Here is a 25,346-nt window from a genome sequence, read left to right on the forward strand (position 1 = left end):
TTAAAATTTTCTGCTGAGTTTCGATATTAATTTTGTAAAAGATTAGTTTGATAAAGAATTTTGTTTGTAATTTTGACGGGCAAATAGGGTTACCTACAACCAATATTTGCCATGAATAGAAACTCCGACAAGTTCCTTTACGAAGCACTCACCTACGACGATGTGCTCCTAGTCCCTGGATATTCAGAAGTCTTACCAAGAGACACGAATACCTCCACACAACTTACCAAAAAAATCAGGTTAAACATTCCTTTGGTTTCCGCTGCTATGGACACGGTTACTGAAGCTGAATTAGCGATTGCTATTGCATTAGAAGGAGGTTTGGGATTCATCCACAAAAACATGTCTATCGAGCAACAAGCAGCGCAAGTACGCAAAGTAAAGCGTTCTCAGGCTGGGATGATTTTGGATCCTATCACCTTAAACATCGATGCCAAAGTTCGTGATGCTGAAACAATTATGCGTGAATATCATATTGGTGGTATTCCGGTAGTAGATGAAAACAGAACCTTGAAAGGTATTATTACCAACAGAGACCTTCGATTCATCAAAGATCAAAATCGTCCGATTAGAGAGATCATGACGATTGAAAACCTGATCACTGCAAAATCAGGAGTTTCTCTAGAGCAGGCGGAAGAAATCCTTCAGGAGTATAAGATCGAAAAACTTCCGATTGTTGACGAGGACAACAAACTAACTGGCTTAATTACCTACAAGGATATACTGAAAAGAAAAGACAAGCCAAATGCTTGTAAGGATGAATATGGAAGATTAAGAGTCGGTGCTGCGGTAGGTGTTACTGCCGATATCGTTGAAAGAGTGGAAGCATTGAAAAGTGCAGGTGTGGATGTAGTCTCCATTGACACCGCTCATGGACATTCCAAAGGAGTAATTGATACTTGTAAGAAAATCAAAGATGCATTTCCCGACTTGGAGGTAATCGTGGGAAACATCGCTACTCCAGAAGCAGCCATTGCGTTGGCAGATGCTGGTGCAGATGCTGTAAAAGTAGGTGTAGGTCCTGGTTCTATCTGTACTACTAGAATCATCGCAGGTGTTGGAGTACCTCAGCTATCAGCTGTTTTTGAATGTTCCCAAGCATTGAAAGATCGCGGAGTTCCAGTCATTGCGGATGGAGGAATTCGTTATTCAGGAGATTTGGTAAAAGCAATTGCGGCTGGTGGAAGTTCTATCATGATCGGTTCACTTTTGGCAGGAACAGAAGAAGCTCCAGGGGAAATGATCATTTTCCAAGGCAGAAAATTCAAGTCCTACAGAGGAATGGGCTCGTTAGAAGCCATGGAATCAGGATCAAAAGACCGCTACTTCCAAGATGCTGAGGACAATATCAAAAAATTAGTTCCTGAAGGGATCGTTGGTAGAGTCCCTTATAAGGGCTTGGTAGCAGAAGTACTTTATCAGCTTGTAGGCGGACTTCAGGCCGGTATGGGATACTGTGGCACCAAAACTATTGATGATTTACAAAGAGATGGCAAATTCGTGAAAATCACTGCTGCAGGTGTAAAAGAATCACACCCGCACGATGTAAGTGTTACCAGAGAAGCTCCAAACTATAGCATTAAAGGCTAATTTGACATCAGATATAAATAAAAAAATCCGGCCACTGTGCCGGATTTTTTTTTGAGATGTTTCAATGATCCTTAGGACAATATTTCTTTAATCTCATAATCTTGTATGTGCACGTTGTACCATCCCCCTTCAATACTCGCTCCATATTTTTTATAGAAATTGATTGCCGGTTCGTTCCAATCCAACACTTGCCACATCATTCCCGTACAGCCATCTTCCAAAGATTTGGCCATTACCCGCTCTAAAAGCAATTTCCCTGCTCCTTTTCCTCTTTCCGATTGCGTCACAATCAAATCTTCCAAATAAAGTCTCTTCCCTTTCCAGGTACTGTATCTGTAGTAATAAATGGCAATCCCAATGATTTCCTTGGTTTCATCTTTTTCGCAAACAAAAATCCCATACACAGGATTACGGCCGAAGCCATCCTCTTTCATCATTTCTACCGTATTAGTCACCTGTTCCGGTGCTTTTTCATACAGCGCTAATTCTTGTACTAATTCTAAAACCCTAGGGAGGTCTTCAACTTGACCTTCTCGTAATGAATACATTTCTATTTTAATTAGGAGGTTATTATTTGGAATTTCCTTTTTTGAAAAGCTAAATTTAATGAAATCAAAGAAACAATGTTTTTAGCAATAGATGCAGGTAATTCCAATGTAGTGTTTGCCCTTTACCACGAACAGGATAAAAAATGGACCAATCACTTTAGGATAGAAACGAAAGGACCTAAACTACATTCACAACTTAGCAAAAAAGTACCTCTCTATTTCTTGGAACATGGAATATCCCCTAACAGCATTTCAGAAATTGGCTATAGCTCCGTGGTTCCCGAAATCAACAGTGCCATTATTGAGTTTTGTCAAAATTATTTTGGAACCAACCCTTATCTGATTTCTCCCAAAAGCTACACAAAACTTCCGGTCAAATCATTGCGTCCCTCAGAAATTGGATCTGATTTGATGTGCAATGTGATGGCCGCCTATTCTAAATACCAAAAGCCCGTCATCATTGTAGATTTCGGAACAGCATTGACGTTTACAGTAGTAGACCAGACAGGTAAGATCAAAGGAGTAAATATAGTCCCTGGACTCAGAACCGCCATTAACTCATTGTTTAACAATACAGCTAAACTTCCTGCTGTAGAACTGAAAATGCCTGAATCTGCATTGGGACAAAACACTATTCATGCGATTCAGGCGGGCATATTATATGGCTATACAGGCTTGGTCAAAGGGATGATAGAGACCTTGGAAAAAGAAACCCAACAAAGCTACCAAGTGGTAGCAACCGGAGGATTATCTTCTGTTTTGACTCCATTGACTGAAGTATTCAATGAAATTGACAGAAACTTAACTCTGGAAGGATTACGATTGATAACCAAAGCTAATACTTAAATCATGGGGCACCTTATCATTAAGTTAGGGTCAGGACAAATGGCCCGAAACTTTTCCATTTCACGTTGAGAACATACTCCGGGAAAATCGCCATAATTCCCCAACATATCCAGCATCAATTGAAAATGTAAATGTGGAGGCCAATCCCCATTTTCGGGGAAAGGTCCTATATGACATAACAAATCTCCAAACTTTACCTGATCTCCCACTTTCCATAAAGTGAGATCACTTCGCTTCAAATGACCATAAAGAGAATACAGGGATTCTCCGCCAATTTCATGCTGAAGGATGATGGTACCACCATAATTCCCAAACCCTTGATTATCCTGTAAACTATACACTTCCCCTTCAAAAGGTGCAAAAACCGGAGTCCCTGCCTCGGCCCATATATCTACTCCCAAATGAATATTCCGGAAATCTAATTCTTGGGTGACAAAAACTTCCGAACGCTGGTAAATTGCTCGATGCTCAAAGTAACCACCTATTCCAAACTTTTTATTTTGATTAGAAAGCTGATCAAAAACAAAATCATTAAACTTTTGGGTATTCCCCAAATTAACAGAGGTCAACTCACTATTGGCTGGACTAAAATCCATTTTCAGCGTATTACCTTCCGTAAGGGCTTCACCCATCACTGGGTAAAAATCCAATTTCTTCCAATTCATGCTTGAAGATAAAAACTCCGTGGTATTGTTTGAATACTATATAGAAACAAAGTTGAGCCTAATAGCTATTCAGTTCCGATAGACATCGAGACCCGAATAGCTAAATTCGTATTGAGGAACCTTTGACTTTGCTCAGGGTGACTCCCTATTAATAGTGTTATTCCAACAAAATAATACTTTCTCCCTTTCAAACTGTTTAGGTCACCATAACTATCGATGATGTAATACTGAACCTGAATCATTGGATTTCGAATCCGCTAACCTTTTCAAATATCAGATAAACAATCTTTGATTAATTGCGAGAATATTCTTTTGAATTAACCTGATATAAAAAGATTATAAATCTTCAGAACAAACTTTGGGATTGCAAATCCCAAAGAGCAAAAGCTGAATCAGTACAAGTTCGGCAGTTGACTATCGGCTATAGACTTTTGAAAAACTTTAATTCAAAAATTCTCTCCAATTCCCTATTTTCGAATCATGAGCCAACCATACCCTTCGCTAGCTGATATCAAAGCTGCCCATGAACGCATTCAGCCGTTTATCCATCGCACTCCAATTTTAAGTTCCTCTGCCATCAATAAGATTGCTGGCTGTAAGATTTTTTTCAAATGCGAGAATTTTCAGAAAGTGGGAGCCTTTAAAGCAAGAGGGGCTGCCAATGCGGTGATGAAACTGACTGAAGAGCAGAAAAAAAAGGGAGTAGCCACCCATAGCAGTGGTAATCATGCCGCGGCATTGGCCCGAGCGGCCAGAGTAGCAGGAATCCCATCTTTCATTGTAATGCCTTCCAATGCTCCAGAGATCAAAAAGAAAGCTGTCAAAGGCTATGGTGGAGAAATCATCGAATGCGAACCAAATCTCAAAGCAAGGGAAACTACCTTGGAAGAAGTAGTGGCCAGAACCGGAGCAACCTTCATTCCTCCTTACGATTTTATGGATGTGATTGAGGGACAAGCAACTTGTGCTTTGGAATTATTAGAGGATCAACCGGATTTGGACATCATCATGGCCCCTGTAGGAGGCGGAGGGCTATTGGGAGGAACAGCATTGACTACCCATTATCTAAACCCTGAAATTGAAGTAATTGCAGGAGAACCAGCAGGAGCAGACGATGCTTTCCAATCCTTCCATGCAGGTAAAATCATTCCACAATCAGGTCCAAACACCATCGCTGATGGACTATTGACCTCGCTAGGGGTTCTAAATTTTCAATTGATTCAACAATACGTTTCGGATATTCTATTAGCCACAGATCCTCAGATAATCGAAGCCATGCGGCTGATCTATGAGCGCATGAAAATTGTGATTGAGCCTTCCTGTGCGGTACCTTTGGCTGCTTTATTAGCCAATCAAGATCGATTCCAAGGAAAGAAAGTAGGAATTATTTTATCTGGAGGAAATGTGGATTTAGGGAAGTTACCTTTCTAACTAATGATTAATCATCGCATGCCTTACAATCCATTTTGATTTCTCCTTCGGTAGTCAGGAATAGACCTTCTGAAAAGAAATCTAAGGAATAGCCATTCGAGCAATGATATAAGGCGGTAGCTTCAGGAACACCATATCTTAAATCGGTGGTCTGATCTAATTCATCTCCATTGTCCACCACTGTCCATATCGCATATTTCCCAATATAAAATGGATCAGAACTTTCAGTAATAATGCCTGTGATTCTTACTGTTTTACAATCTTTTTGAAACACAACGCAAGTCACATTACCTTTTGCATCTTTTTTCAAGACACCATTTTTATCATAATTAAAAGCTTCAAAAGACCCGCCTACAACGCCATTGGTCACAGTAGCTTTATAAGAATGTACTTCTGAACTTTCACCAAAAATAGTTTCTGGTCCAAAAGACAAAGGGATATCTTTTGCGATCACCCAACCATCTCCAACTAAGGCATTATCTTCATCCGAAGAAGGATCCTGTTCATTTTCTCCAGGCACAGGTAAATCAGGCTTAGAGAATCCGGTTTCATCAGTAGGCTTTAAACTGGTGTTTTCATCATCCAAATGACAAGCGGAAACTAGGATCAATTGGAAAAAAATCAGGATAAAAGCCACATTGTTTTTCTTGAAATTTTTCATGATTAAAAAATTTATAAAAATATCTTAGGGTAAATTAAATGATTTTAATATGAAACTAACAAGAAAATGAAATTCATTTTTATTTATATGAAATGCATTATATCTAGTATTTACTATATTTTTTATTGAAATATTCATATTTAAACCTAGATCTTGATCAATATCAATACTAAAAAAGTCAATTTATTTTTTAAGTACAGCTAAAAATATTCTGATTTTTTTTGACGATTTTAAGTAGCAAGTAGTTCAAAGACCTCAAAATATTCATAATAAGAAGTTTTTAATATTTACAGATTCTTATCCAATTGCTCCAATTTGGTTTAACATTTCTACTTTTTTAAAGTCACCAATGATTGACTAAGTGCAGTTCCATTGTAAGAATTTATCCAAAAGGATAAATAAGAACTAATCATTGAATAATCATAGCTATCCAACAGGCTATCTAATGATAGATTATTCTTTCAATTTCTTGGTCAAATAAGCTAATAGTGATTTTAGATTACTGGTCTTTCCATAGTCCTCTTCAGGAATATCTACATTCAATTTTTCATTGATTGCCACAATAAACTGAAGTGCGTCAAAAGAATCGATATTGAGTGCTTCTCGGATATTCTCCTCAGGCATCAATCTAGATGGATCTGTCTCAGGTGCTATCCTTTGAAGTAATTGAAAAATTGTTGTCTTAATTTCTTCTTCTGTCATAGTTCTTCTGGATTTTGTAAATGTCTATTGAGTGCTGCTAAAAACCTACTTCCTATTAATCCATCAGTAGCCCGATGGTCTGCCGCTAAGGTCACGTCTACAACTGGACGAATTCCCAACATGCCTTCCTCAGCGAATGGCTGCTCACTAATCTCACCAAAACCGACGATTCCTACTTGAGGAGGATAGATCAAACCAAAGACTTTATCCGCTCCTCCTTCTCCGATGTTTGTGATGGTAAAAGTGGACTGGCTGAGTTCCGAACTTCTTAATTTGAATGCTCGTGCTCTAGGAATAATATCATTGATGGTTTCCATGATTTCATCCACTGTTTTTGAATCAGACTGTAAAATTGCAGGTACGACAATTCCTCCTGATCTCAAGGAAATCACAAACCCTATGTTGATTTCATTTTTCCGATGAAGCCCATTCTCCCATGTTGCGTTAAGATCTGGAACCTCATCCAATGCCTTGGCTACGGCTTTAATCAAAACCGCTACGGGCAATAGACGATTTTGCACTGGACGATCTTTGTTTGCCTCCTTCACCCAATCCATCGCTTTGGACATATCCATCCTTTTTTCCAGATAGTAATGAGGAATTTCCCGGTTGGACTTACTCATGGCAGCAGCCACAGCCATACGCATAGCATCCGAAGTTGGGCCACTTGGTTTTACTGATATTTCTTTAGTTTTATCCGCTTCTTTTTCGGCGTCTTTGATTGGTTTTTTCACTTCTGAAATGGCCTTTTCAATGTCTTTTTTCACGATTGATCCTTCTGGGCCAGTTCCTTTCAGCAAGGAAATATCAATCCGGTTTTCTTCAGCAATTTTCCTGGCCAAAGGAGAAATCTTAATTCTTTCTCCTAATTCAGTATTCTCATGAACTATTTCCTTCCTATCCTCAATTGGATGTATTTCAGGTTTTTGAATTTCCTCACCAGAAACAGTAGATTCCGTCACCTCAGATTTCCCATCATTAATCAAGGCCAAAACAGTTCCCACTGGAACCTTCTCCCCCTCTTTCACCAAAAATTTCTCCAACGTTCCTTCCTCAAAAACCTCGATTTCAATCAATCCTTTTTGAGTTTCCACATCAGCAATAATATCTCCTCGATGGAGGAATTCGCCTAGTTGCTTTCTCCATTCAACCAATGTACCGGCTTCCATATCTGCTCCCAAATTGGGCATTTGAAACTTGATCATGGCTTTAGCATTTTATTAACTTTTTCTAAAATATCCGAAACTTGAGGTATCGAAGCATCTTCCAAGTGTTTGGGGTAGGGAATCGGAACCTCCACACCACATAGCCTTTCCACCGGAGCATCCAAGTCAAAAAAGGCTTTTTCCATAATTCTGGAAACCACTTCAGATGAAATACTGACAGATTTCCATGCCTCTTCAACAACTAACGCCCGATGTGTCTTCTTCACGGAAGTAAGGAAAGTCTCCTCATCCATCGGTCTCAGTACTCTCAAATCTATCACTTCAACCTCTATTCCCTCTTGTCCAAGGACTTCGGCAGCTTCCAAACATTTGTAAACACCCGCTCCATACGTGATCAAAGAAATATCATTGCCTTCCCTTAGAACTTTGGCTTTTTTAATCTCAACAGTTCCTGAATCTGCAGGGATTTCTTTCTCAAGATTTAGCATAAAGGTGTATTCAAATAGGATTACCGGATCGAGACTTTGCATCGCAGAAATCAACATCCCTCTTGCATCTTCATGGGTTCCTACGGAAAGAACAATCAATCCCGGTACATGGGCAAAAAATGGCTCCCAACTATGGGAATGCTGTGCTGCCAATTGCCGGCCAATGCCACATCCCATTCGGATCACCAATGGAACATTCAACTGTCCACCGGACATATGCAGAAGTGTTGAAGCATTGTTGACAATTTGATCCATCGCCAAAAGACTGAAATTGACAGTCATCACCTCCACTATCGGCCTCATTCCAGCAAGTGCTGCTCCGATTCCTGCTCCGGTAAATCCTGATTCTGAGAGCGGAACATCCATAATCCGATCCGAACCAAATTCCTTCAAGAGACCTTTACTCACTGCGAAAGCTCCTCCGTAATTCCCTACATCTTCTCCCATCAGGAAAACTCGTTCATCATTTTGCATGACATCCCGGATGGCTTGTTTGATAGCCTCTCTATAAGTTATTTTGATCATCTCGCTCATATCGATTCCGTGTCAGAGTATACAAATCGTATCAGGTTCTCATTATCTTCCCAAGTTCCGTTTTCCGCAAATTCAATAGCCTCTTGGATCTGTGCATCCACTGCTTTTTCGATTTCGGTAATTTTCTTGGCTGTAATGAGTTTTCCCTTCAGTAAAAATTCCTGAAACTTTGGAATTGGATCTTTCTTTTTCCACTCCTCCACTTCTGATTTTTCTCTATATAATTCAGCATCAAACATCGAATGCGCTCGAAATCGATAAGTGTTGCAAACCAGAAAATAAGGCTTCCCTTTTTCCTTGATCATCTTTACCGCTTTATCAGCTGCTTCCATCACCGCCAAAAGATCCATCCCATCTACTGCTGCAGATTCAATTCCATATGCGGGGCCTTTCTTCTCCAACTGCTGTACGGAATGTGTTAATTTGATTGCAGTACCCATTGCGTACTGGTTGTTTTCACAAACAAAGAGTGTTGGAACCTGCCATAATGCGGCTAGATTCATCGATTCATGAAACTCCCCTTCTGCTGCTGCTCCTTCCCCAAAAAAGCAGCAAGTCACGTTGTTTTTCTTTTGTTTTTTTGCTGCCAAAGCCATTCCTACTGACAATGGAAGATGACCGCTTACGATAGCATTTCCTCCAAAAAAATTCTTTGTTGCTTCAAAAAGATGCATGGAACCTCCCCGGCCTTTGCTGCAACCTTCCTGCTTTCCATACATCTCCGCCATGATTGCCTTTGGATCCACTCCTCTCGCCAGTGCATGTCCATGCTCCCTGTAGGTGCAAAGAATATTATCGGCTTCCGTCAACGCTTGAATAACGCCCACTGCAACTGCCTCCTCCCCGGAATAGAGGTGAAGGAATCCCCGGATTTGCGACTTGGTGTACTCCTCTGCAGATTTTTCCTCAAACCTTCGAATGAGTATCATTTGCTTTAAAAGTCTCTGGCCTTCTTTTGAATCTAATTTTTTCTTTTTCTCCATGGTTTCATCCTTTTTCAAGAGTTGATAAATCCCCTTCTGGCAATCCCAATTCACGGGCTTTCAATAACCTTCTTAAAATTTTCCCGCTTTTGGTTTTTGGAAGGCTTTCGATAAAGGAAATTTCTTTAGGTGCTACTGCTGGTCCCATTGTTTTTCTTGCGAAACCAATTAATTCTTGACGCATATCATCGGTTGGCTCGAAACCCTCTTTCAGGACAACAAAAGCTTTGACCAGTTCCCCGATCGAGGGCTCTGGTTTTCCTATTACCGCAGCTTCTACCACTGCCGGATGCTTCATAAGTGTGCTCTCCACCTCAAAAGGACCGACCATATGACCAGAAGTTTTGATGATATCATCCGCTCTTCCAATAAACCAGAAGTAGCCATCCTTATCAATTTTGGCCAGATCTCCTGAGATGTACCAGTTTCCTTTGAAGCATTTCTTATATCGTTCTTCCTCATGGAGATAGCCTCTAAAAAGAGAAGGGAATCCCTTTTTCAAAACCAAATGCCCCTGATTTTCTGGTTGATCATAAATTTTGATTTCTGCTTCTTCTACATCAGCAATAGCAGCGATTATTCCGGGAAGCGGCTTTCCCATGGAACCTGGCTTAACTTCCATCGAACGATAATTAGCAATCATAATCCCTCCTGTTTCTGTCTGCCACCAATTATCCAACACAGGAACTCCAAAAGCTTTTTGTCCCCAAGACACTGCGCCAGGATGTAGCGGCTCACCCACACTCAACACCAATCTCAAATTAGAAAGATCATATTTTTCTTTAGGCACAATCTCCATCCGCATCAATCTTCGAATTGCCGTGGGGGCCGTATACCAAACATTGACTTTCTGCTTTTCCAAAATGGAATACCATCGTAATGCATCAAATTCCTCTTCATCAATAATGCTAGTCACCCCATTGACTAGAGGAGATATGATCCCATAAGAAGTTCCGGTAACCCAACCTGGATCCGCTGTACACCAAAAAATATCACCCTTTTGGAAATCCAATACGTATTTTCCAGTTGCAAAATGGGTAAGCACTGCTTGATGAACATGCAAAGCACCTTTTGGCATTCCCGTGGTTCCACTTGTGAAATGCAATAATGCAGGATCTTCAGGGTCTGTGGAAGGAATAATAAATTCTCCAGAAGCCTCTTCCATAAGTTTGGTCAAAGAAAGAGCTTTCATGTCCAAATCATCGGAAGAGTCCGTAAGTAAAATGAAATCTAGGGATGGAAGTCGATTGAGAAGTCCTTTAATTTTTTTTTCGTAAAAGGATGTATTAGTGACCAAGACTTTTGCATCGCCTTTACTTAGTCTCTGGAAAATGGGTTCCGGTCCAAAAACCGAGAACAAAGGGCAAAAAACAGCTTTGAATTTTAATGAACCCAAAGCTGCAATATACAAGTCCGGAACTCGACCCAATAAAGAAAACACCCGATCTCCTTCCTTCAATTTCAATCCATGGAGAAGGTTGGCAAACTTTGAAGTCTGGGTTTTTAAATCCCCATAAGTATAGTCTTCAACATTTTCCTTTTTTCGGTGAAAGCGAAGCGCAACCTTATTTCTCAAATCGCCAGAAGCGTGCCTATCTACCGCTTCATGAGCAATGTTCAGTCCTTTTCCATTGGGTAATCCTGCTAATTGGCTTCGCACATATTGCCAGTCAAACTGCTGATATAGCTTAGCATAGTCGGTTAAATTGGGCTCTTTCATAAGTAGATCTTAAAATTTGAAAATTTTAGAAAAACTGGTTAACCGTCATTATTTAAATCTTCCAATCCTCAAAAAATCAAATAGGGGATTGATCCTTTCTTAATTTACCATTTTAATAAAAGTCAAATCCAACTTTAGCCCAATCATTTGATGATTAATGACTTAAATCATATTATTCTGTTTCATTATAAAGTTTCATGGTGTGGTTTGGAATATAAAATTAAACTCAATTACAGGAAGAACTATCGAATGAAATTCGATTAGCTGGATTTAGAAGCAAAAAATCCCCTCCCAGAATCTCTTCCAAGAGGGGATTAAAATTTAAAACATTAGATTTTAAATTTCTGATTTACTCCTGCTGTTCTGGATTTCCAATCCAGAACCTTAATTATGGGATTTCTAATCCGGATTCTTAAAACCTTCGAATAAGTTAGTTACCCCTTACTTGACTTACTAACATACTATCTGAATTAAAGATTTTAAATCTTCGGAGATAACTTCGGGATTACAAATCCCGAAGAGCAAAGTTTGTCCTCCATTCGGCACAGTCAAATTATTGCACAGAACTGGGTGGAATTTGTAATTCCACCCCAATATTCATATCAATTTCCAATTGATTGAAATTTAGTTGATCAAATTTAACCTTTTAACCGAATTACAATTTTGCTGGAATATGAAGGCGTAATTGCAAATTACGCCTAGCGAAAAGGCAAAAAAATAAGATTTACTCTCTCTAATGGAAATGTGAAATTGGGGAAATTGCCTTTTTATAAAAAACCCTCCCAGAATCTCTTCCAAGAGGGTTTTGAAATTTAAATAACCATGAGAGATTTCCAACCTCCAGTAGGCAGGCTCCCTTCGCAAGCTACAGTCGAAATGACTCCCATGCTATTTCAGATTTTTCACTTCAGCTTTCAATTTCAGACTTCTCACTTTAGCCTTCTGACTTTCAGACTTATTTCTTGCTTTCCGCAACCGCATGATGTGCTGCTCTCGCCGCAAAGGCCATGTAGGTCAAGGAAGGGTTTTGCGTAGAAGTAGAAGTCATACTCGCTCCATCTGTTACATAGACATTCGGTACAGCATGAAGCTGATGGTTTGCATTGAGTAGCGACGTTTTCGGGTCTTTGCCCATTCTCACGCCTCCCATTTCATGTATATCCAAACCTGGAACCCGATGATCATCATTTACCCGGATATTGGTAAAGCCGGCTTTCTCAAACATCTCTGACATTTGCTCCTGATAATCTTTGATCATCTTTTCGTCATTGTCATCGTAATCCACATGGATTTTCAATTGAGGCATGCCATAAGGATCCGTCAAGTTAGGATCCAAAGCCACATAATTGCTTTCCTTTGGAATGGTCTCCCCCATCATATGAGAGCCCACATACCAAGGACCATATTGATCTGGATTCAGCAAGTTATTTTTCAAATCCATTCCTATTCCTTCGGTATTAGGCCTTACGCCGCGACTCGCAGAGAAACCGGCTGCATAACCCCGAAGAAAGTCCGTTTCCTGCTTGTACACATTTCGGAATCTTGGGAAATACCCACTGGTAGGTCTTCCTCCCGAGGTGGTGTATTCCAAATGACCTTCATACTGTCCAGAAACCTGAGCTCTATAGTTATGGAATGCCACGTATTTGCCAAGCAATCCATTGTCATTTCCCAATCCATTTGGAAAACGATTGGAAGTGGAATTCATCAAGATCAAATTGGAATTCAAAGCCGCTGCATTTAGGAAAATCACCGGAGCATAAAACTCCTCCATTTCCTTCGTATGTGCATCAATGATTCTTACTCCTGTTGCCTTTCCAGCCTGCTCATCATAAATAATGGAATGAACCACTGCATCTGGTCTCAATGTCAGATTCCCAGTTTTCAATGCCCAAGGAATCGTCGATGAATTGGAACTGAAATAGCCTCCAAAAGGACATCCTCTTTGGCAGAGGTTTCTATTTTGGCAAAAAGCTCTGCCTTGCGCAGTAAATTCTGGCCTAGCCTCATGGATGTGTGCACAACGGGCAGAAATCATATGACGATCATTGCCATAATTCTTTTTCAGTTGTTCCTGAAAGTGCTTCTCCACAATATTCAGATCATATCCTGGCAAAAACTCTCCATCTGGCAAATTAGGAAGTCCGTCTTTGTTTCCAGAAACTCCGGCAAACTTCTCCACATGGCTGTACCAAGAAGCAATATCCTTGTATCGGATCGGCCAATCTACCGCAAAACCATCTCTGGCCGGACCTTCAAAATCAAAGTCAGACCAACGCTGTACTTGTCTGGCCCATAATAGTGACTTTCCTCCTACTTGGTAGCCACGGATCCAGTCAAAGGGTTTTTCCTGCACATAGGGATGCTCACCATCTTTGACAAAGAAATGCATTGCATCCTCACGGAATGCATAGCACTTGCTGACTACAGGATTTTCATCTTTGATTTTTTGGGGAACCTGACCTCTATGCTCAAATTCATAAGGAAGCATATTGGTGGTCGGATAATCCTTGATATGCTCCACATTCCTTCCACGTTCCAACATCAAGGTTTTTACACCCAAATCACATAATTCTTTCGCTGCCCAGCTTCCGCTGATCCCAGATCCGATGACAATGGCTTCGTAGGTACGCTGTTCTTTACTTTGGATATTTAGATTAGCCATTGATTCTAGGTTTTTGGATATCCGAGATCAAAACAGAACCATTGTAAGCCCCTGGAATTAGGGAATATGGCATGATTTCAGACTGGATATATTCAGAGGCCATGTAGCCTTGAATGGTAAATCGTTTGGTTGTATTCAAGAAATAAGAAATTGCTTTGTTAGTAGCTCCTTCTTCAGTTTCATCTCCTTCCAATTTCTGTCCAGAAAGGATGATAGTTTCTTTTTCTTTATTTCTCAATCCGCTAAAGTTTCCATTCCCAGTCTTCTTTGCATAGTCAGGAAATGCAGCCAACCCAGTGGTGAAAAGCGTTTGCTGCTCTGATGTCAAGCAATCATCCACCATGACCAAAATAAAATCAGGTACTTCAATCTCAAGAGCACCTTTAATCTCTCCAGCTGGAATAATGACATTGGATATATCTCCCAGCAATTGCTTCTGGGATTGGGTAATTTTTAAATTCTCATAAGCGGTGAGGATATCATCTGAACTGAAATCACAGGAGGGAATAAATGCCAATCCTCCGGAAATCAATGCCAGATGCCTCAAGGCAATCCTTCTATTCATAGATATATTATTTTGGGTAATTTTTAAATCGGGTAAATAATGTAATCAAAAAGGTCATCAAAATCTATTTTTTTATGATTGATGGCACAATTTGCCCAAACTTACCTGCTAGACTAGTTTGTCAAGACTCCTACTTCACCAAATGTAGCTCCATTGCCATCGGCAGTTTTGGATGCTTTCAATCGAATGAATTTCGCATTAACCGGATCAAATCGTACCAATTGCTCAATTGGGCTATTGACAATGTTGGAAAATTCACCAGAAGACACCGTTTCCCAGAAATTCCCATCAGGACTTACCTGAAACTCAAAATTGGTAATGATTCCACTTGGATACCTTGCCTGCATTGGCATATAGCTGAAACCTTGGATTTCGATTGATTCTCCCAAATCTATGGTCAACATCCCGTTCTTGCTAGTGAAATACGTATAGGTATTTTCATCGATGGCTTTCGCATCTTCATCTCCTAGGGCTTTCCAAGTCCCTTTAGGTAAATCCAGATCCAGTCGAACCGGGTCGGAAATTTTATCTGTTGCGGGATCATAAGAACTCGCCAGCAAGGTTGTCGCTTTAGTTACTGGAATTGGTCCCGTATATGCTTGGCTATCTTTCGTAGGATTGCTTCCATCCAAGGTATAATACAATTCTAAATTGGTATCTGGAGCAGTTAAGGTCACTTCTCCTGAAGTGGATCTTTTAGTAGTCGGAGGTAACAATAGCTTTGGGGCATGATAAACTCCCACTTCTGCAATTACTGGTACATCCTTGGAATCCAAGAAGTTTACTCTGATTTTTTGTGCTTCCGTATCCGGGAACCTTAAAATCCTTTTATGGCCAACAGTCGTTGCATCCGTTACTTTTTCCCAGTTTCCATTCACTTCTTTTTCCAAAGAAAAAGCTTTGATCCGCTGACCCAAGACCACATATTCCTGAATTAATAATCTGTTGAAAACAGTTGGCTTACCAAAATCAATTTCTACACTTCCTGATTTTTGTCCATCTGGTAAAGACCAATAGGTTTCATAATCCCCGTCCTGAACATTTTCAACCACATAATCTGATCCCCTTTCTACCGATGCAGAAACAGCTGCTTGAGATACTAAATTGACTGCAAAGTCTTCTTTGATCTTTTCTCCCAACTTCAATATGGCTTCCTCATCGTTTTCATGAATCAATCCACGAGTATCAACAGGGAAATTGATCAATAAGGAGGTATTTCTCCCAATACTATTGTAATAGATATCCACCAAATTAGCCAGACTTCTTACCCGGTGATCTTCATAGGTATGATAATACCATCCTGGGCGAATGGATACATTCGTCTCTGCAGGAACCCAGTGCGTCCCATTTTCCTGACCAGGAGCATATTTCTGAGGATAATCCGGCATTCCGGCATACACCGAATCACGCATTAAGTTCCCCCAATTGGTTTCGAATGCCTCTCCGTGCTCATTTCCTACCCATCTGACATCAGGCCCTCCATCACTGAACATCACCGCATTCGGTTGTAACTCCCTTACCAGTTCATAAACTTCTGGCCACTTATAATACGTTAACTTATCCACTTTTCGGGTTTCATTTGCACCCCCGTAATAACCATCTCCACCATTGGCTCCATCAAACCAAACTTCAAAAATTTCCCCATAATTGGTCAGTAACTCAGTCAACTGATTTCTCATATAGGTGATGTATTCTGGCTTTCCATAATCAGGATGATTTCTATCCCATGGAGAATAATAAATCCCAAATTTTAATCCATATTCTTTACAAGCTTCGGATAAATCTTTGATCAAATCCCCTTTTCCATCTTTCCAGGGACTGTTTTTGACAGAATGCTCTGTATAAGCAGATGGCCAAAGAACGAATCCATCATGGTGTTTGGCAGTGATGATCAATCCTTTCATTCCTGCTTCACTGGCTACTCTAGCCCATTGCCTGGCATCCAATCCTGTAGGATTAAACTGTTCCGGTTTTTCATCCCCAAAACCCCACTCACGATCAGAAAATGTGTTCATGTTGAAATGGAGGAATCCATAATATTCTAATTCCTGCCAAGCAATTTGACGGGGAGCCGGAGTCGGTTCAACGGATGCAATTGGAGCTCCTTTTTCTTGACAAAAGGTAAGTCCCAGCAATAAAGCTGGCCATATATACTTCTTCATGAGTTTAAATTTCTGATGGATAACGCAAATTCCAACTCGAATATTAATCAAAAATTTACAAAAAGTACCCTAGGGTTTTTCTAAAAAAACAAATAACCATTATTCGTTTGGTTGAAATCAATTTTTCAAAATAATAATTTACCTAAATTCCAATCCTAGCAATTCATTTTACAAATTACCTTCCTCCTCATAGCCTCAAGAATTGAACTCCAAAATTTATACTTGGAGGGGTTAATTCGGCATTTGTTCAAAAACAAAAACCCCCTTCTTATTAGCAATCACCACATCTACCAAACCATCTTGGTTGATATCTTGTGCTACCACATTGAGGCCTACTCCAGCGTCATCATCAATTTGATGTGCAAGCCATTTAGGATGCTCTCCTGGGATATATTCAAACCAATATAAATAAGCTGGTTCCAAAGCTCCAGTACCATCTCTCATATGGGCATAATACCTTTTACCTGTTACAAAATCCTTCCTCCCATCCCCATTAATATCGACAAAAGCCACCGCATGAGTCTCAGACATTTCCTCTGTCAAGGTATAGGTATTGAATTTTTGGTCACTTCCATCGCCTAGATTTTCATGATACCAAATCCCTCGTTCGTGCGCCGAAGTAGCAAACACATCGATGTGCCCATCCTCATTCATATCTACAGCATACATTTGGGAACTAGGTTCTCCCAAGTTAGCTGGATTCCATTTCCAATTAGGTTGAGTTACATCTGCCGGACCTTTCCACCAACCTTCACGAATGATTACATCGTTCTTTCCATCTCCATTGATATCTCCATAGCCCAAACCATGAGAGAAATTCTCCGAACCTGGTGTATTGGGTAAGCTAATCGTATATTTTTTCCAGGATAGATCCTTGGGGTCATTGGGTGACTTAAGCCATATCATTTGTTTGTTGGCTACATCTCCGCAAAGAATATCTTTTCTTCCATCACCGTCAACATCATAAAAGCCAGGAGACTCATTACCGACGGTTTCATGGATTAGATGCTCCTTCCAATGCCCTACTTTTCCTTTGGGGTTTTCATGCCAATACACTGCTTTTCCAGGAAAGTCGACTCTAATGAAATCTATCCATCCATCTTGATTCACATCCAAAGAAAAATTAAGCATGGAATTACTCCATTCCTTTTCTGGAACATACAGCTTGGGTTCATAAATCTCATGTCGAACCCAATTCGGTGCCTGAAACCAAAAGGGGCCAGCCATGACATCTGTCAATCCATCTCGATTCACATCGCCTACGGCTACCCCTTCAGATACAAAATCGGTAAACAGAACCGTTTTCTTGAATGGAATATCCTGGCTTTTATCCCGATTCTCCATCAATTGAGCTTCACAGAGATGGCTTCCGCCAAAGCCTAAACATAAAAGGAAAATAACTTGATTTTTTTTCATGATTATTCGGAATAGAGTCCGTGACAAGAATTTTATTAATAGAGAAGTCACTGTGACTGGGTACTGAGACTGCCTACATATTACTTTATTTTTGGGTTAATAAATACCCGATCAACGCATCAAAGTCTTCCTCGGAAATACTTTCTCCGAAATTATCCGGCATCAAGGTGTATTGGGATACTTTCTTGTCTTGAATTTCATCTTTTCTCACCGAAAATTCTTTCCCATCATTGCTTGCATATACCTCCAACTCACCTTCTGTTCTACGGAATAAACCAGATAAAACTTCTCCATTTTTTAGAGTAATCGTATAAGTTTTGAATGCCTGGGAAATAGTCCTATTTGGATCTAAAACTTTTTCTGTCAAAGCTCTCCTCCCCCAATTCCCAATTCCATCCAGCTGGGGACCAACTACTCCACCTTGACCTTCTATTTGATGGCAAACAGCACAAACATTTACAAAAACTGCTTTCCCTTTTTCTAGATCAGGCTTTGGAACAAACCTAGCTAATCGCGCTTCAATTAGCTTTTCCCGCTCTTCCAATACAGATTCTAATCCAAGAGTAAGTTGATCGTAATCTTGCTTTTCGGAGGGGTTCATTTGAGCCAAAAGCTGCTCATTTATTCTTCTATCCAACAAAATTCTAGGAGGAATCACTTCTGATTTAGCAGCTGCCAACAAATACTCTCTCCCTATCGGGCTATTCACAAAAACCGAAGCAATCGCCACCTGTAGTCCACTCGGAGCATCTTTTAAAGCATCATTCAGAACGGTCAATACTCTGGGGTCATTGCTAGCACCAATCGTTCTAGCCAATTCTTCCCTAAAAGCAAGATCCTCCTCAGGAGCATTTAATAATCCTGCTACCAAATCAATCTGCTCATCTGGATTAATATCAATCAATGCTTTTGCAGCTTGAGCTCGAGGTCTATTTTTAGCCCAATCGGATTGAAGTAAGTTTATTAATCCCTCTTGGTAATCAAGCAAGGAATATTGGCTAGCAATCTGAGCTGCAAAGGTTTGTTGCCTGGCAACCTCCTCATAAAATTCATATGCCTCATCTGCATGGGCTGAAGGATCATCTGCTACTGAAGCAGGTTGATCTTTCAAATCAGTGATGAATGCTTTTGCAAAACTGATAGACCAGTCTTTCATCTGACCTCTATCGATCTTTCCACCACGTTGATCTAATCCTGATTGGATTGTCTGATACAAAGTAAATTGAGCCGAAGGATCATTTTCAAATTTTTCACGGATCAAATCAATCCCTTCATTTATTTGTCCCTCAGGGATATACCTTCCTACATGCGCAAAGTATTGAACCAGCCTATCGTGAGGGTACTCATGTTTATTCAGATTGGTGAAAATAAATTCAGAAGCTAAAGGAGAGGGCACGTCCGTCATTGCATCCATCAAAATGGAAGTCTCTTGTTGTTCCCATTTCTCTGTGACTACGTTATTTAAAATTTCATCATTTTTTAAGTGATCTCGTAGCGCAATCATCAAGGTGTATTTTAAATGAGAGTCCATACCAGGAACCTCTTGAACAGCCTCCACCAAATTCGTGATTTGAGAAGCTTCGGGATGTCTAACCAAAACTTCAGCTGCGGCTCGTTGCACATGAGGGTCCTTGGACTTCAAACCATTTTTAGCCAGTTGCCTCTCTGGATCATTTATCTTCTCATACTCACTTAACACCCGAAAAGCATGAACACTTAATTCCTGCTCACCACTCGTAGCTGCATTTTTCACCTCCTTGAAATCGAGCCGATTCAATCGCTTCAACACCCAAAGTGCATGAACTTTTTGCTTTGTAGAGGCCGATTGACCGGATAGCAACTGTTTCACAGCTGGAACTGATTCCTCAGCTTTATAATCCACCAATCGGTTTGAAGCCATGATACGTTGACTTATGACACTACTTCCTAAACCTTCCAATAATTGATCGATAGTAGCTTTAGACCAATCCATCTTTTCATTAGTTCTTCCTCTATAAGTGATCCTCCAGATTCTCCCACTTTTTCTATCCCGCCCCGGGTGATCCAAAGGAACTTCATAGTGTCCAATGATTCTATTGTAAAAATCTGCGATATATAAAGCCCCATCTGGTCCAATTTTAATATCCACTGGACGGAACCAGGGATCTTCACTCACTAAAAAATCCTTCTGAGGGACTGCTTGAGGTGTAGAACCGTTATAAACAATCGTATTCCTACTCACTCTACAAGCCACTACATCCCCAGAATAAAAACTGTTTCTATATTCCTCGGGAAAAGCCGAACCATTGTAATATTCCAACCCAGAAAGCGCGGTGGAACCAATCTGGTAGTCCATCATAGCAGGTCCAAACCCTAAGCCAGGGGCTTTCTTTCCAAAATGAGGGTATTCCCCTTGGTTGATAAGTTGGTAAATCGGCATGGAATGGCAATCGGCTGAATAGAGATTTCCTAAATCATCCAAGGCAAACCCAAACGGATTCACCCTTCCATAGGTGGTCTGTTCTACCTGGCTCCCATCAATTTTAAAACGAAAGGTGTTTCCAGATGTCATGCTAATAGAGTCATGGTCAGCACCAGCCACTTTTGATTCATTTCTGAAGCCATGAGAAGAATGAATCCACCCATCTAAGCCTCTCATAAAATTATTGATCATGCCATGTGTATCCACATGGCCAAATGGTCCTACCAGCACCCTTTTATCATCGTATTGATCATCCCCATCTTTGTCCTCTAAAAAATAGATATTCGGAATACTGTAAGCAATGGCCCCTCCTTTTACTGGCATAATGCCAATGGGAATATTCAAATCACTGGCAAAATCAGTAAACTTATCTGCTTTCCCATCCCCATCTGTATCTTCTAAAATCGTAATCTTATCCTGACCAGAACCAGTCGAAGCTTCATAAGGATACTCTATGGAATGAGTCACCCAAAGTCTACCTTGATCATCAAACTCCATATTGATAGGTTTGGTAATGTCAGGTTCAGAAGCAAAGAGATTAATTTCAAATCCTGGGGGCAGGTGGAAGCCTTCCATTTCTTCCTCTGGAGTTTGAAAGTCTGTAACCCGAATGTGATCTTTAAAAAGTTCCGGATCGATAAATGATTCTGGATCATATTCATTGGAGCCTTGATTCGATTCACAGGAAAATAAAATCAAAATCCCCAGGCAAAGAAGAAAACCTACTCGCATATACAAGAATTATTTTGGATTCACTAAAATTCTTTCTTCAGTACTGAATTCGCGAAAGAAAGCCATAGAAAGTATCCTATTTCAGTAAATTTTCCAAATAGAATTACATCAATACCGAAATAGATTCATTGAAATTCTTCTTTTGATTTAATTTATTGAAACCTTTGGTGGAGAATCTCACTTATCTGTCGGACAATCCTGTTATTTTTCGATTATGAAAAAAGCATTTACGCTACTATTCCTGCTCCTTAGTTATCACCTAAGTGCACAAATCAACATTCGAGTTCTAGATGGAAGCTCAAATTCACCTTTAGAAAATGTGAGGGTGAAAGCAGAAGGACACCCTATATTAAGCACAGATTCTAAAGGAGATATTTCAATCCAAGAAACCAATACCATTGTCATATCATTTACTTTAGAAGGATATGAAAAAGTTGAAAAGGTGTTTGGCCCTGGAAATCATGAACTTTCACTTCAGCCATCTATCTACAATCTTTCCGCTGTCACAGTTTCTGCATTTGAATCAGAACGCCCTATTTTGGAGCAATCCGCCTCAATTTCGGTAGTCAATGAAAGAGACCTAAGTCGCTTTAACGAAACCTCCATAGTCAATTCATTCAATACGAAACCGGGGATTAGAATTGAAGAAAGAGCCCCTGCCTCTTATAGGGTATCTATTCGTGGGAGTTCCTTACGGGCTCCTTTTGGTGTTAGAAATGTAAAAGTCTATTGGAATGAAGTACCTTTTACTTCCCCAGATGGCACCACGGCCTTAAACCTCTTAGACTTGACAAATATTCGGACGGCAGAGGTGATCAAAGGGCCTTCAGGAAGTATTTATGGTGCTGGTAATGGCGGGGTAATTAATTTGGCCAGTAAAGCTGATCCCAATGGAGGAAGAGTCAGTACGGATTTTTCTGCTGGAAGCTTTGGTATGTCCCGCTATCGAATTGGTTTATCTCAACAAGTAGGGCAAGGAGGCTTGGATGCTGCATTTGTCCAACAAAAATCGGATGGGTACCGGGATCAATCTGCCATGAATAGAAAAGTCTTTCAATTGGGAGGTTATTTCCCTGTCTCCAATAAGCAGGAAATCAGAACCCAACTCCTGATTTCGGACTTGAATTATCAAATTCCAGGGGGCCTTAACGCCGACCAAGTTGCAGAGGATCCAACCCAGGCAAGACCTGGATCAGTAGAACAAAATAGCTCGATTTCCCAGCAATCTGTTTTTGCTTCATTTGCACATTTGTACAATTTTTCAGAAAAAATAAACAACAACACCATAGTCTATTTGAATACCAATGATTTTGAAAATCCATTCAATTTGGATTACAAAAAAGAATTGGGGTTTGGTTTTGGAGGAAGAAGCAAATTTACTTTTGACACAAAACTGGGAGGAAAAGATCTAAGAATCATTGCTGGTGGAGAATATCAAACCAGTTATACAGACGCACTAAATTTTGGAAATCGCGGTGGAGTTGCGGACACCATACGCTTTGCCGATAAATTGAGAGCAACTCAAGGGTTCCTTTTCCAGCAGGTAGAATGGCAGAGCTTGGAAAAATTATTGATTACCCTAGGGTTAAGTGAGAATTTTTCAAGTTTTGAAATTGACCGATTGGTAGATGCCTCAGGTGGAGATTTAGGAGTACAAAAAAGAACCTTTGATCCGATAGTGGTTCCAAGATTGGCATTTAATTACCTGCTTAATCCTTCATCCTCCCTATTTACAAGTATCAGTAGTGGTTTTTCTCCACCAACAATCGACGAGGTAAGGACCAATGAGGGAAGTCTCAACTTGGACTTAGAGGCTGAAAAAGGATTGAATACAGAGATTGGATATAGATTGGGAAGAGACAGATTGAATATTGAAGCCACCGCTTTTTACTTTCAATTAAAACAAACCATTACGACCTACACCAACGAGCAAGGAGTAGTCTTGTTCAGGAATGCTGGAGCAACAGACCAAAAAGGGATTGAAGCGGCCATAGATTATGCCTTGATTCAAAACAACGATGCCTTTCTAAGAGATCTGAAAATCAGCACCGCATTTACTGGACATTATTTCAAATTCAAAGATTACCAAAAACGAGACAACGACTATTCCGGAAATGACTTGACCGGAGTATCTCCCAACACATTGGTGAGTAGGCTAGATTTTCGAACTGCTCCAGGAATCTACCTTAATTTCACTCATCAGTTTACGGATGAAATTCCATTGAATGATGCTAATACTGTCTACCAGGATTCCTATAACTTGGTCAACCTAAGATTTGGTTGGGCAAAATGGCTTGGCAAGTCCTGGGAACTGGAAGCCTATGCAGGTGTGGATAACTTGCTGAACGAAAGTTATTCTCTGGGGAATGATTTGAATCCGTTTGGTGGAAGATATTATCAACCTGCCCCCACCAGAAATTGGTATGGAGGTATCAAAGTAGCATTCAATTATTAAAATAATCTTCATCGATTTTAAAACACCAACAACCATGAAAACCAATCTTTCGATTTTAGCCCTTTTGCTCGGCTTAATCTTCCAATCTTTTGCTCAGGAGGAGAAGGCTGAAAAAATAGAGGTGACCAGAGATCCAATTAAGTTTGAAAAGGCCATGTCTGGTACTTTTAATGGTCAAAAGGTAGACTATAATGCAGTAGTAAGTGAGACCTTTCTTCGCAATTCAAAAGGAGAAGTAACGGCAGGATTATGGAGTACTGCCTATATCCGAACTGGAGTAGATTCTTCTAAGCGACCAGTTACCTTTATTTTCAATGGTGGACCCGGCTCAGCTTCCTTCTGGTTACATATGGGATTCTTTGGGCCTAAAGTAGTCAAGACCGACTCAGGTGCTACAATGGATGATGGATCTGCTCCTTACACTTTTGTAGACAATCCACAGGCTTTATTGGACATCACGGATTTGGTTTTTATAGACCCTATAGGTACTGGGTATAGTCAAGTAGAAGGAGTTGGTAAAAACGAGGATTTTTGGGGATTGAATGAAGATGCGAGATCCATTGCCCAATTCATGAGAATTTGGGTGACCAAACATGGAAGATGGCAGGCGCCCAAGTTCATCGCTGGAGAAAGCTTTGGCACCACCCGAGCGGCAAAAATAGCTGAAGTACTGGAAGGTGGGGGACAAACCATGGCGGTTAATGGGATTGTATTGATTTCACAAGCCTTGGATTATGCGGGTTCCTCTTCTTGGGAAGACAACATCACCTCTTTTTTCACCTATTTACCATCCATGGCGGCTACAGCTTGGTACCATAAAAAAGCAGGAGAAGGAAAAGAGTTGGAGGCCTTTGTTCAGGAAGCAAGGGAATTCGCCTATAATGATTATCTGACGGCACTTTACAAAGGTGAAAAACAGTCTGAAAGCGAAAAATCAGCCATAACAGCTAAGCTGGTTTACTTTACCGGTCTTGATAAGGATTTCATCCTACGTTCCGATAATCAAGTTTTAATGCATCGGTTTAAAAAGGAATTACTAAGAGACCAAGGAAAGGCAATTGGAACCTTGGATGGGCGCTATTTAGCTACTGAAACAGACAAAGCTGCTGAGGGACCAGTGTTAGGAGATCCAAGTAGTTATATGACCGGTGCTGCTTATACAGCTGTCTGGAACGATTACGTCACGAGAGAATTGGGAGTGGTCATGGATAGACCCTATTATTCCTCTGCTGTAGGAATGGGGGGAAACTGGAATTGGAAACCAGTACCAGATGGTGCCTATTGGGAACCTAGCTACGTGAGTACTGCCAGATCTTTAAGTGAAGCCATGCACAGAAATACAACTATGAAAGTCCTGGTAGCCAACGGATATTATGATTTAATTACACCTTTCTTTGATGCAGAATATACTTTTGCAAGGCATAATTTCCCTCAGGAAAGGGTAGAAATGAAGTATTACGAAGCAGGGCATATGATGTATAATCATCAAGAAGATTTCGATGCTTTGTCCCAAGATATTCGTGAGTTTTTGACCAAATTGATCCAATAAAAATCAA

The 25,346-nt window shown here is 40.3% G+C and carries 18 protein-coding genes; 5 read left to right on the forward strand and 13 right to left on the reverse strand.

Annotated features, from left to right (window positions below; genetic code table 11):
- Positions 1 to 111: 111 nt before the first annotated feature.
- On the forward strand, positions 112 to 1,590 hold the full coding sequence (gene guaB, locus JYB62_RS12535; RefSeq protein ID WP_205645777.1) for an IMP dehydrogenase: 1,479 nt from the start codon (positions 112 to 114) through the stop codon (positions 1,588 to 1,590).
- A 71-nt stretch (positions 1,591 to 1,661) separates the two neighbouring features.
- Here the strand turns inward: guaB and JYB62_RS12540 are convergent, their stop codons facing one another.
- Positions 1,662 to 2,138: a GNAT family N-acetyltransferase gene (locus tag JYB62_RS12540; RefSeq protein WP_205645778.1), complete on the reverse strand. Its 477-nt coding sequence runs from the start codon at positions 2,136 to 2,138 to the stop codon at positions 1,662 to 1,664.
- A gap of 75 nt (positions 2,139 to 2,213) precedes the next feature.
- Between JYB62_RS12540 and JYB62_RS12545 the strand changes: the two genes are divergently transcribed.
- The gene (locus JYB62_RS12545) at positions 2,214 to 2,984 is read left to right on the forward strand and encodes a type III pantothenate kinase (protein ID WP_205645779.1); all 771 of its coding nucleotides are present in this window, start codon (positions 2,214 to 2,216) and stop codon (positions 2,982 to 2,984) included.
- Here JYB62_RS12545 and JYB62_RS12550 read toward each other — a convergent pair.
- Entirely contained in the window at positions 2,981 to 3,649 is a 669-nt protein-coding gene (locus JYB62_RS12550) for a peptidoglycan DD-metalloendopeptidase family protein (protein WP_205645780.1), read from the reverse strand. The genes JYB62_RS12545 and JYB62_RS12550 overlap by 4 nt on opposite strands.
- Positions 3,650 to 4,129: 480 nt before the next feature.
- Between JYB62_RS12550 and JYB62_RS12555 the strand changes: the two genes are divergently transcribed.
- Positions 4,130 to 5,080, forward strand: coding sequence for a pyridoxal-phosphate dependent enzyme (locus JYB62_RS12555; RefSeq protein WP_205645781.1), 951 nt, complete (start codon positions 4,130 to 4,132; stop codon positions 5,078 to 5,080).
- 7 nt (positions 5,081 to 5,087) lie between these two features.
- Here JYB62_RS12555 and JYB62_RS12560 read toward each other — a convergent pair whose 3' ends face one another.
- The 11 genes from JYB62_RS12560 to JYB62_RS12610 form a co-directional block, all read right to left on the reverse strand.
- Positions 5,088 to 5,741: a hypothetical protein gene (locus JYB62_RS12560; RefSeq protein ID WP_205645782.1), complete on the reverse strand. Its 654-nt coding sequence runs from the start codon at positions 5,739 to 5,741 to the stop codon at positions 5,088 to 5,090.
- 453 nt (positions 5,742 to 6,194) lie between these two features.
- The gene (locus tag JYB62_RS12565) at positions 6,195 to 6,443 is read right to left on the reverse strand and encodes an acyl carrier protein (protein ID WP_205645783.1); all 249 of its coding nucleotides are present in this window, start codon (positions 6,441 to 6,443) and stop codon (positions 6,195 to 6,197) included.
- Positions 6,440 to 7,648 carry a dihydrolipoamide acetyltransferase family protein gene (locus tag JYB62_RS12570; protein ID WP_205645784.1) on the reverse strand — a complete coding sequence of 403 codons (1,209 nt, stop codon included), beginning with the start codon at positions 7,646 to 7,648 and terminating at the stop codon, positions 6,440 to 6,442. Before JYB62_RS12570 ends, JYB62_RS12565 begins: the two co-directional genes overlap by 4 nt.
- The gene (locus JYB62_RS12575; protein WP_243431563.1) at positions 7,645 to 8,622 is read right to left on the reverse strand and encodes an alpha-ketoacid dehydrogenase subunit beta; all 978 of its coding nucleotides are present in this window, start codon (positions 8,620 to 8,622) and stop codon (positions 7,645 to 7,647) included. Before JYB62_RS12575 ends, JYB62_RS12570 begins: the two co-directional genes overlap by 4 nt.
- Positions 8,623 to 8,627: 5 nt before the next feature.
- Positions 8,628 to 9,614 (reverse strand): pyruvate dehydrogenase (acetyl-transferring) E1 component subunit alpha, encoded by a 987-nt coding sequence (gene pdhA / locus JYB62_RS12580; protein WP_205645786.1) that lies wholly within the window; start codon positions 9,612 to 9,614, stop codon positions 8,628 to 8,630.
- Positions 9,615 to 9,618: 4 nt separating this feature from the next.
- Entirely contained in the window at positions 9,619 to 11,334 is a 1,716-nt protein-coding gene (gene acsA / locus JYB62_RS12585; protein ID WP_205645787.1) for an acetate--CoA ligase, read from the reverse strand.
- 955 nt (positions 11,335 to 12,289) lie between these two features.
- A complete protein-coding gene (locus tag JYB62_RS12590; protein ID WP_205645788.1) occupies positions 12,290 to 13,999 on the reverse strand; it encodes a GMC oxidoreductase in 1,710 nt (569 codons plus the stop codon).
- Positions 13,992 to 14,564, reverse strand: a complete 573-nt coding sequence (locus tag JYB62_RS12595; RefSeq protein ID WP_205645789.1) for a gluconate 2-dehydrogenase subunit 3 family protein — start codon at positions 14,562 to 14,564, stop codon at positions 13,992 to 13,994. Before JYB62_RS12595 ends, JYB62_RS12590 begins: the two co-directional genes overlap by 8 nt.
- 113 nt (positions 14,565 to 14,677) lie before the next feature.
- Complete coding sequence (locus JYB62_RS12600) at positions 14,678 to 16,726, reverse strand: alpha-L-fucosidase (protein ID WP_205645790.1); 2,049 nt, start codon at positions 16,724 to 16,726, stop codon at positions 14,678 to 14,680.
- Between the two features lie 231 nt (positions 16,727 to 16,957).
- Complete coding sequence (locus JYB62_RS12605; RefSeq protein ID WP_205645791.1) at positions 16,958 to 18,142, reverse strand: FG-GAP repeat domain-containing protein; 1,185 nt, start codon at positions 18,140 to 18,142, stop codon at positions 16,958 to 16,960.
- A gap of 85 nt (positions 18,143 to 18,227) precedes the next feature.
- Positions 18,228 to 21,335, reverse strand: coding sequence for a PVC-type heme-binding CxxCH protein (locus tag JYB62_RS12610; protein WP_205645792.1), 3,108 nt, complete (start codon positions 21,333 to 21,335; stop codon positions 18,228 to 18,230).
- Between the two features lie 214 nt (positions 21,336 to 21,549).
- On the opposite strand from JYB62_RS12610, the gene JYB62_RS12615 reads away from it, so the two are divergent.
- Positions 21,550 to 23,790, forward strand: coding sequence for a TonB-dependent receptor family protein (locus JYB62_RS12615; protein ID WP_205645793.1), 2,241 nt, complete (start codon positions 21,550 to 21,552; stop codon positions 23,788 to 23,790).
- Positions 23,791 to 23,824: 34 nt separating this feature from the next.
- Positions 23,825 to 25,339 carry a S10 family peptidase gene (locus tag JYB62_RS12620; protein WP_205645794.1) on the forward strand — a complete coding sequence of 505 codons (1,515 nt, stop codon included), beginning with the start codon at positions 23,825 to 23,827 and terminating at the stop codon, positions 25,337 to 25,339.
- Positions 25,340 to 25,346: the final 7 nt, after the last annotated feature.

Source organism: Algoriphagus lutimaris (assembly GCF_017051705.1).
Lineage (GTDB): Bacteria > Bacteroidota > Bacteroidia > Cytophagales > Cyclobacteriaceae > Algoriphagus > Algoriphagus lutimaris.

Coding starts and splice junctions, on each gene's coding strand:
- JYB62_RS12590 (WP_205645788.1), bottom strand. CDS start 13,999: ATGGCTAATCTAAATATCCAAAGTAAAGAACAGCGTACCTACGAAGCC.
- JYB62_RS12555 (WP_205645781.1), top strand. CDS start 4,130: ATGAGCCAACCATACCCTTCGCTAGCTGATATCAAAGCTGCCCATGAA.
- JYB62_RS12595 (WP_205645789.1), bottom strand. CDS start 14,564: ATGAATAGAAGGATTGCCTTGAGGCATCTGGCATTGATTTCCGGAGGA.
- pdhA (WP_205645786.1), bottom strand. CDS start 9,614: ATGGAGAAAAAGAAAAAATTAGATTCAAAAGAAGGCCAGAGACTTTTA.
- JYB62_RS12545 (WP_205645779.1), top strand. CDS start 2,214: ATGTTTTTAGCAATAGATGCAGGTAATTCCAATGTAGTGTTTGCCCTT.
- JYB62_RS12550 (WP_205645780.1), bottom strand. CDS start 3,649: ATGAATTGGAAGAAATTGGATTTTTACCCAGTGATGGGTGAAGCCCTT.
- guaB (WP_205645777.1), top strand. CDS start 112: ATGAATAGAAACTCCGACAAGTTCCTTTACGAAGCACTCACCTACGAC.
- acsA (WP_205645787.1), bottom strand. CDS start 11,334: ATGAAAGAGCCCAATTTAACCGACTATGCTAAGCTATATCAGCAGTTT.
- JYB62_RS12615 (WP_205645793.1), top strand. CDS start 21,550: ATGAAAAAAGCATTTACGCTACTATTCCTGCTCCTTAGTTATCACCTA.
- JYB62_RS12600 (WP_205645790.1), bottom strand. CDS start 16,726: ATGAAGAAGTATATATGGCCAGCTTTATTGCTGGGACTTACCTTTTGT.
- JYB62_RS12560 (WP_205645782.1), bottom strand. CDS start 5,741: ATGAAAAATTTCAAGAAAAACAATGTGGCTTTTATCCTGATTTTTTTC.
- JYB62_RS12570 (WP_205645784.1), bottom strand. CDS start 7,648: ATGATCAAGTTTCAAATGCCCAATTTGGGAGCAGATATGGAAGCCGGT.
- JYB62_RS12610 (WP_205645792.1), bottom strand. CDS start 21,335: ATGCGAGTAGGTTTTCTTCTTTGCCTGGGGATTTTGATTTTATTTTCC.
- JYB62_RS12540 (WP_205645778.1), bottom strand. CDS start 2,138: ATGTATTCATTACGAGAAGGTCAAGTTGAAGACCTCCCTAGGGTTTTA.
- JYB62_RS12565 (WP_205645783.1), bottom strand. CDS start 6,443: ATGACAGAAGAAGAAATTAAGACAACAATTTTTCAATTACTTCAAAGG.
- JYB62_RS12605 (WP_205645791.1), bottom strand. CDS start 18,142: ATGAAAAAAAATCAAGTTATTTTCCTTTTATGTTTAGGCTTTGGCGGA.
- JYB62_RS12620 (WP_205645794.1), top strand. CDS start 23,825: ATGAAAACCAATCTTTCGATTTTAGCCCTTTTGCTCGGCTTAATCTTC.
- JYB62_RS12575 (WP_243431563.1), bottom strand. CDS start 8,622: ATGATCAAAATAACTTATAGAGAGGCTATCAAACAAGCCATCCGGGAT.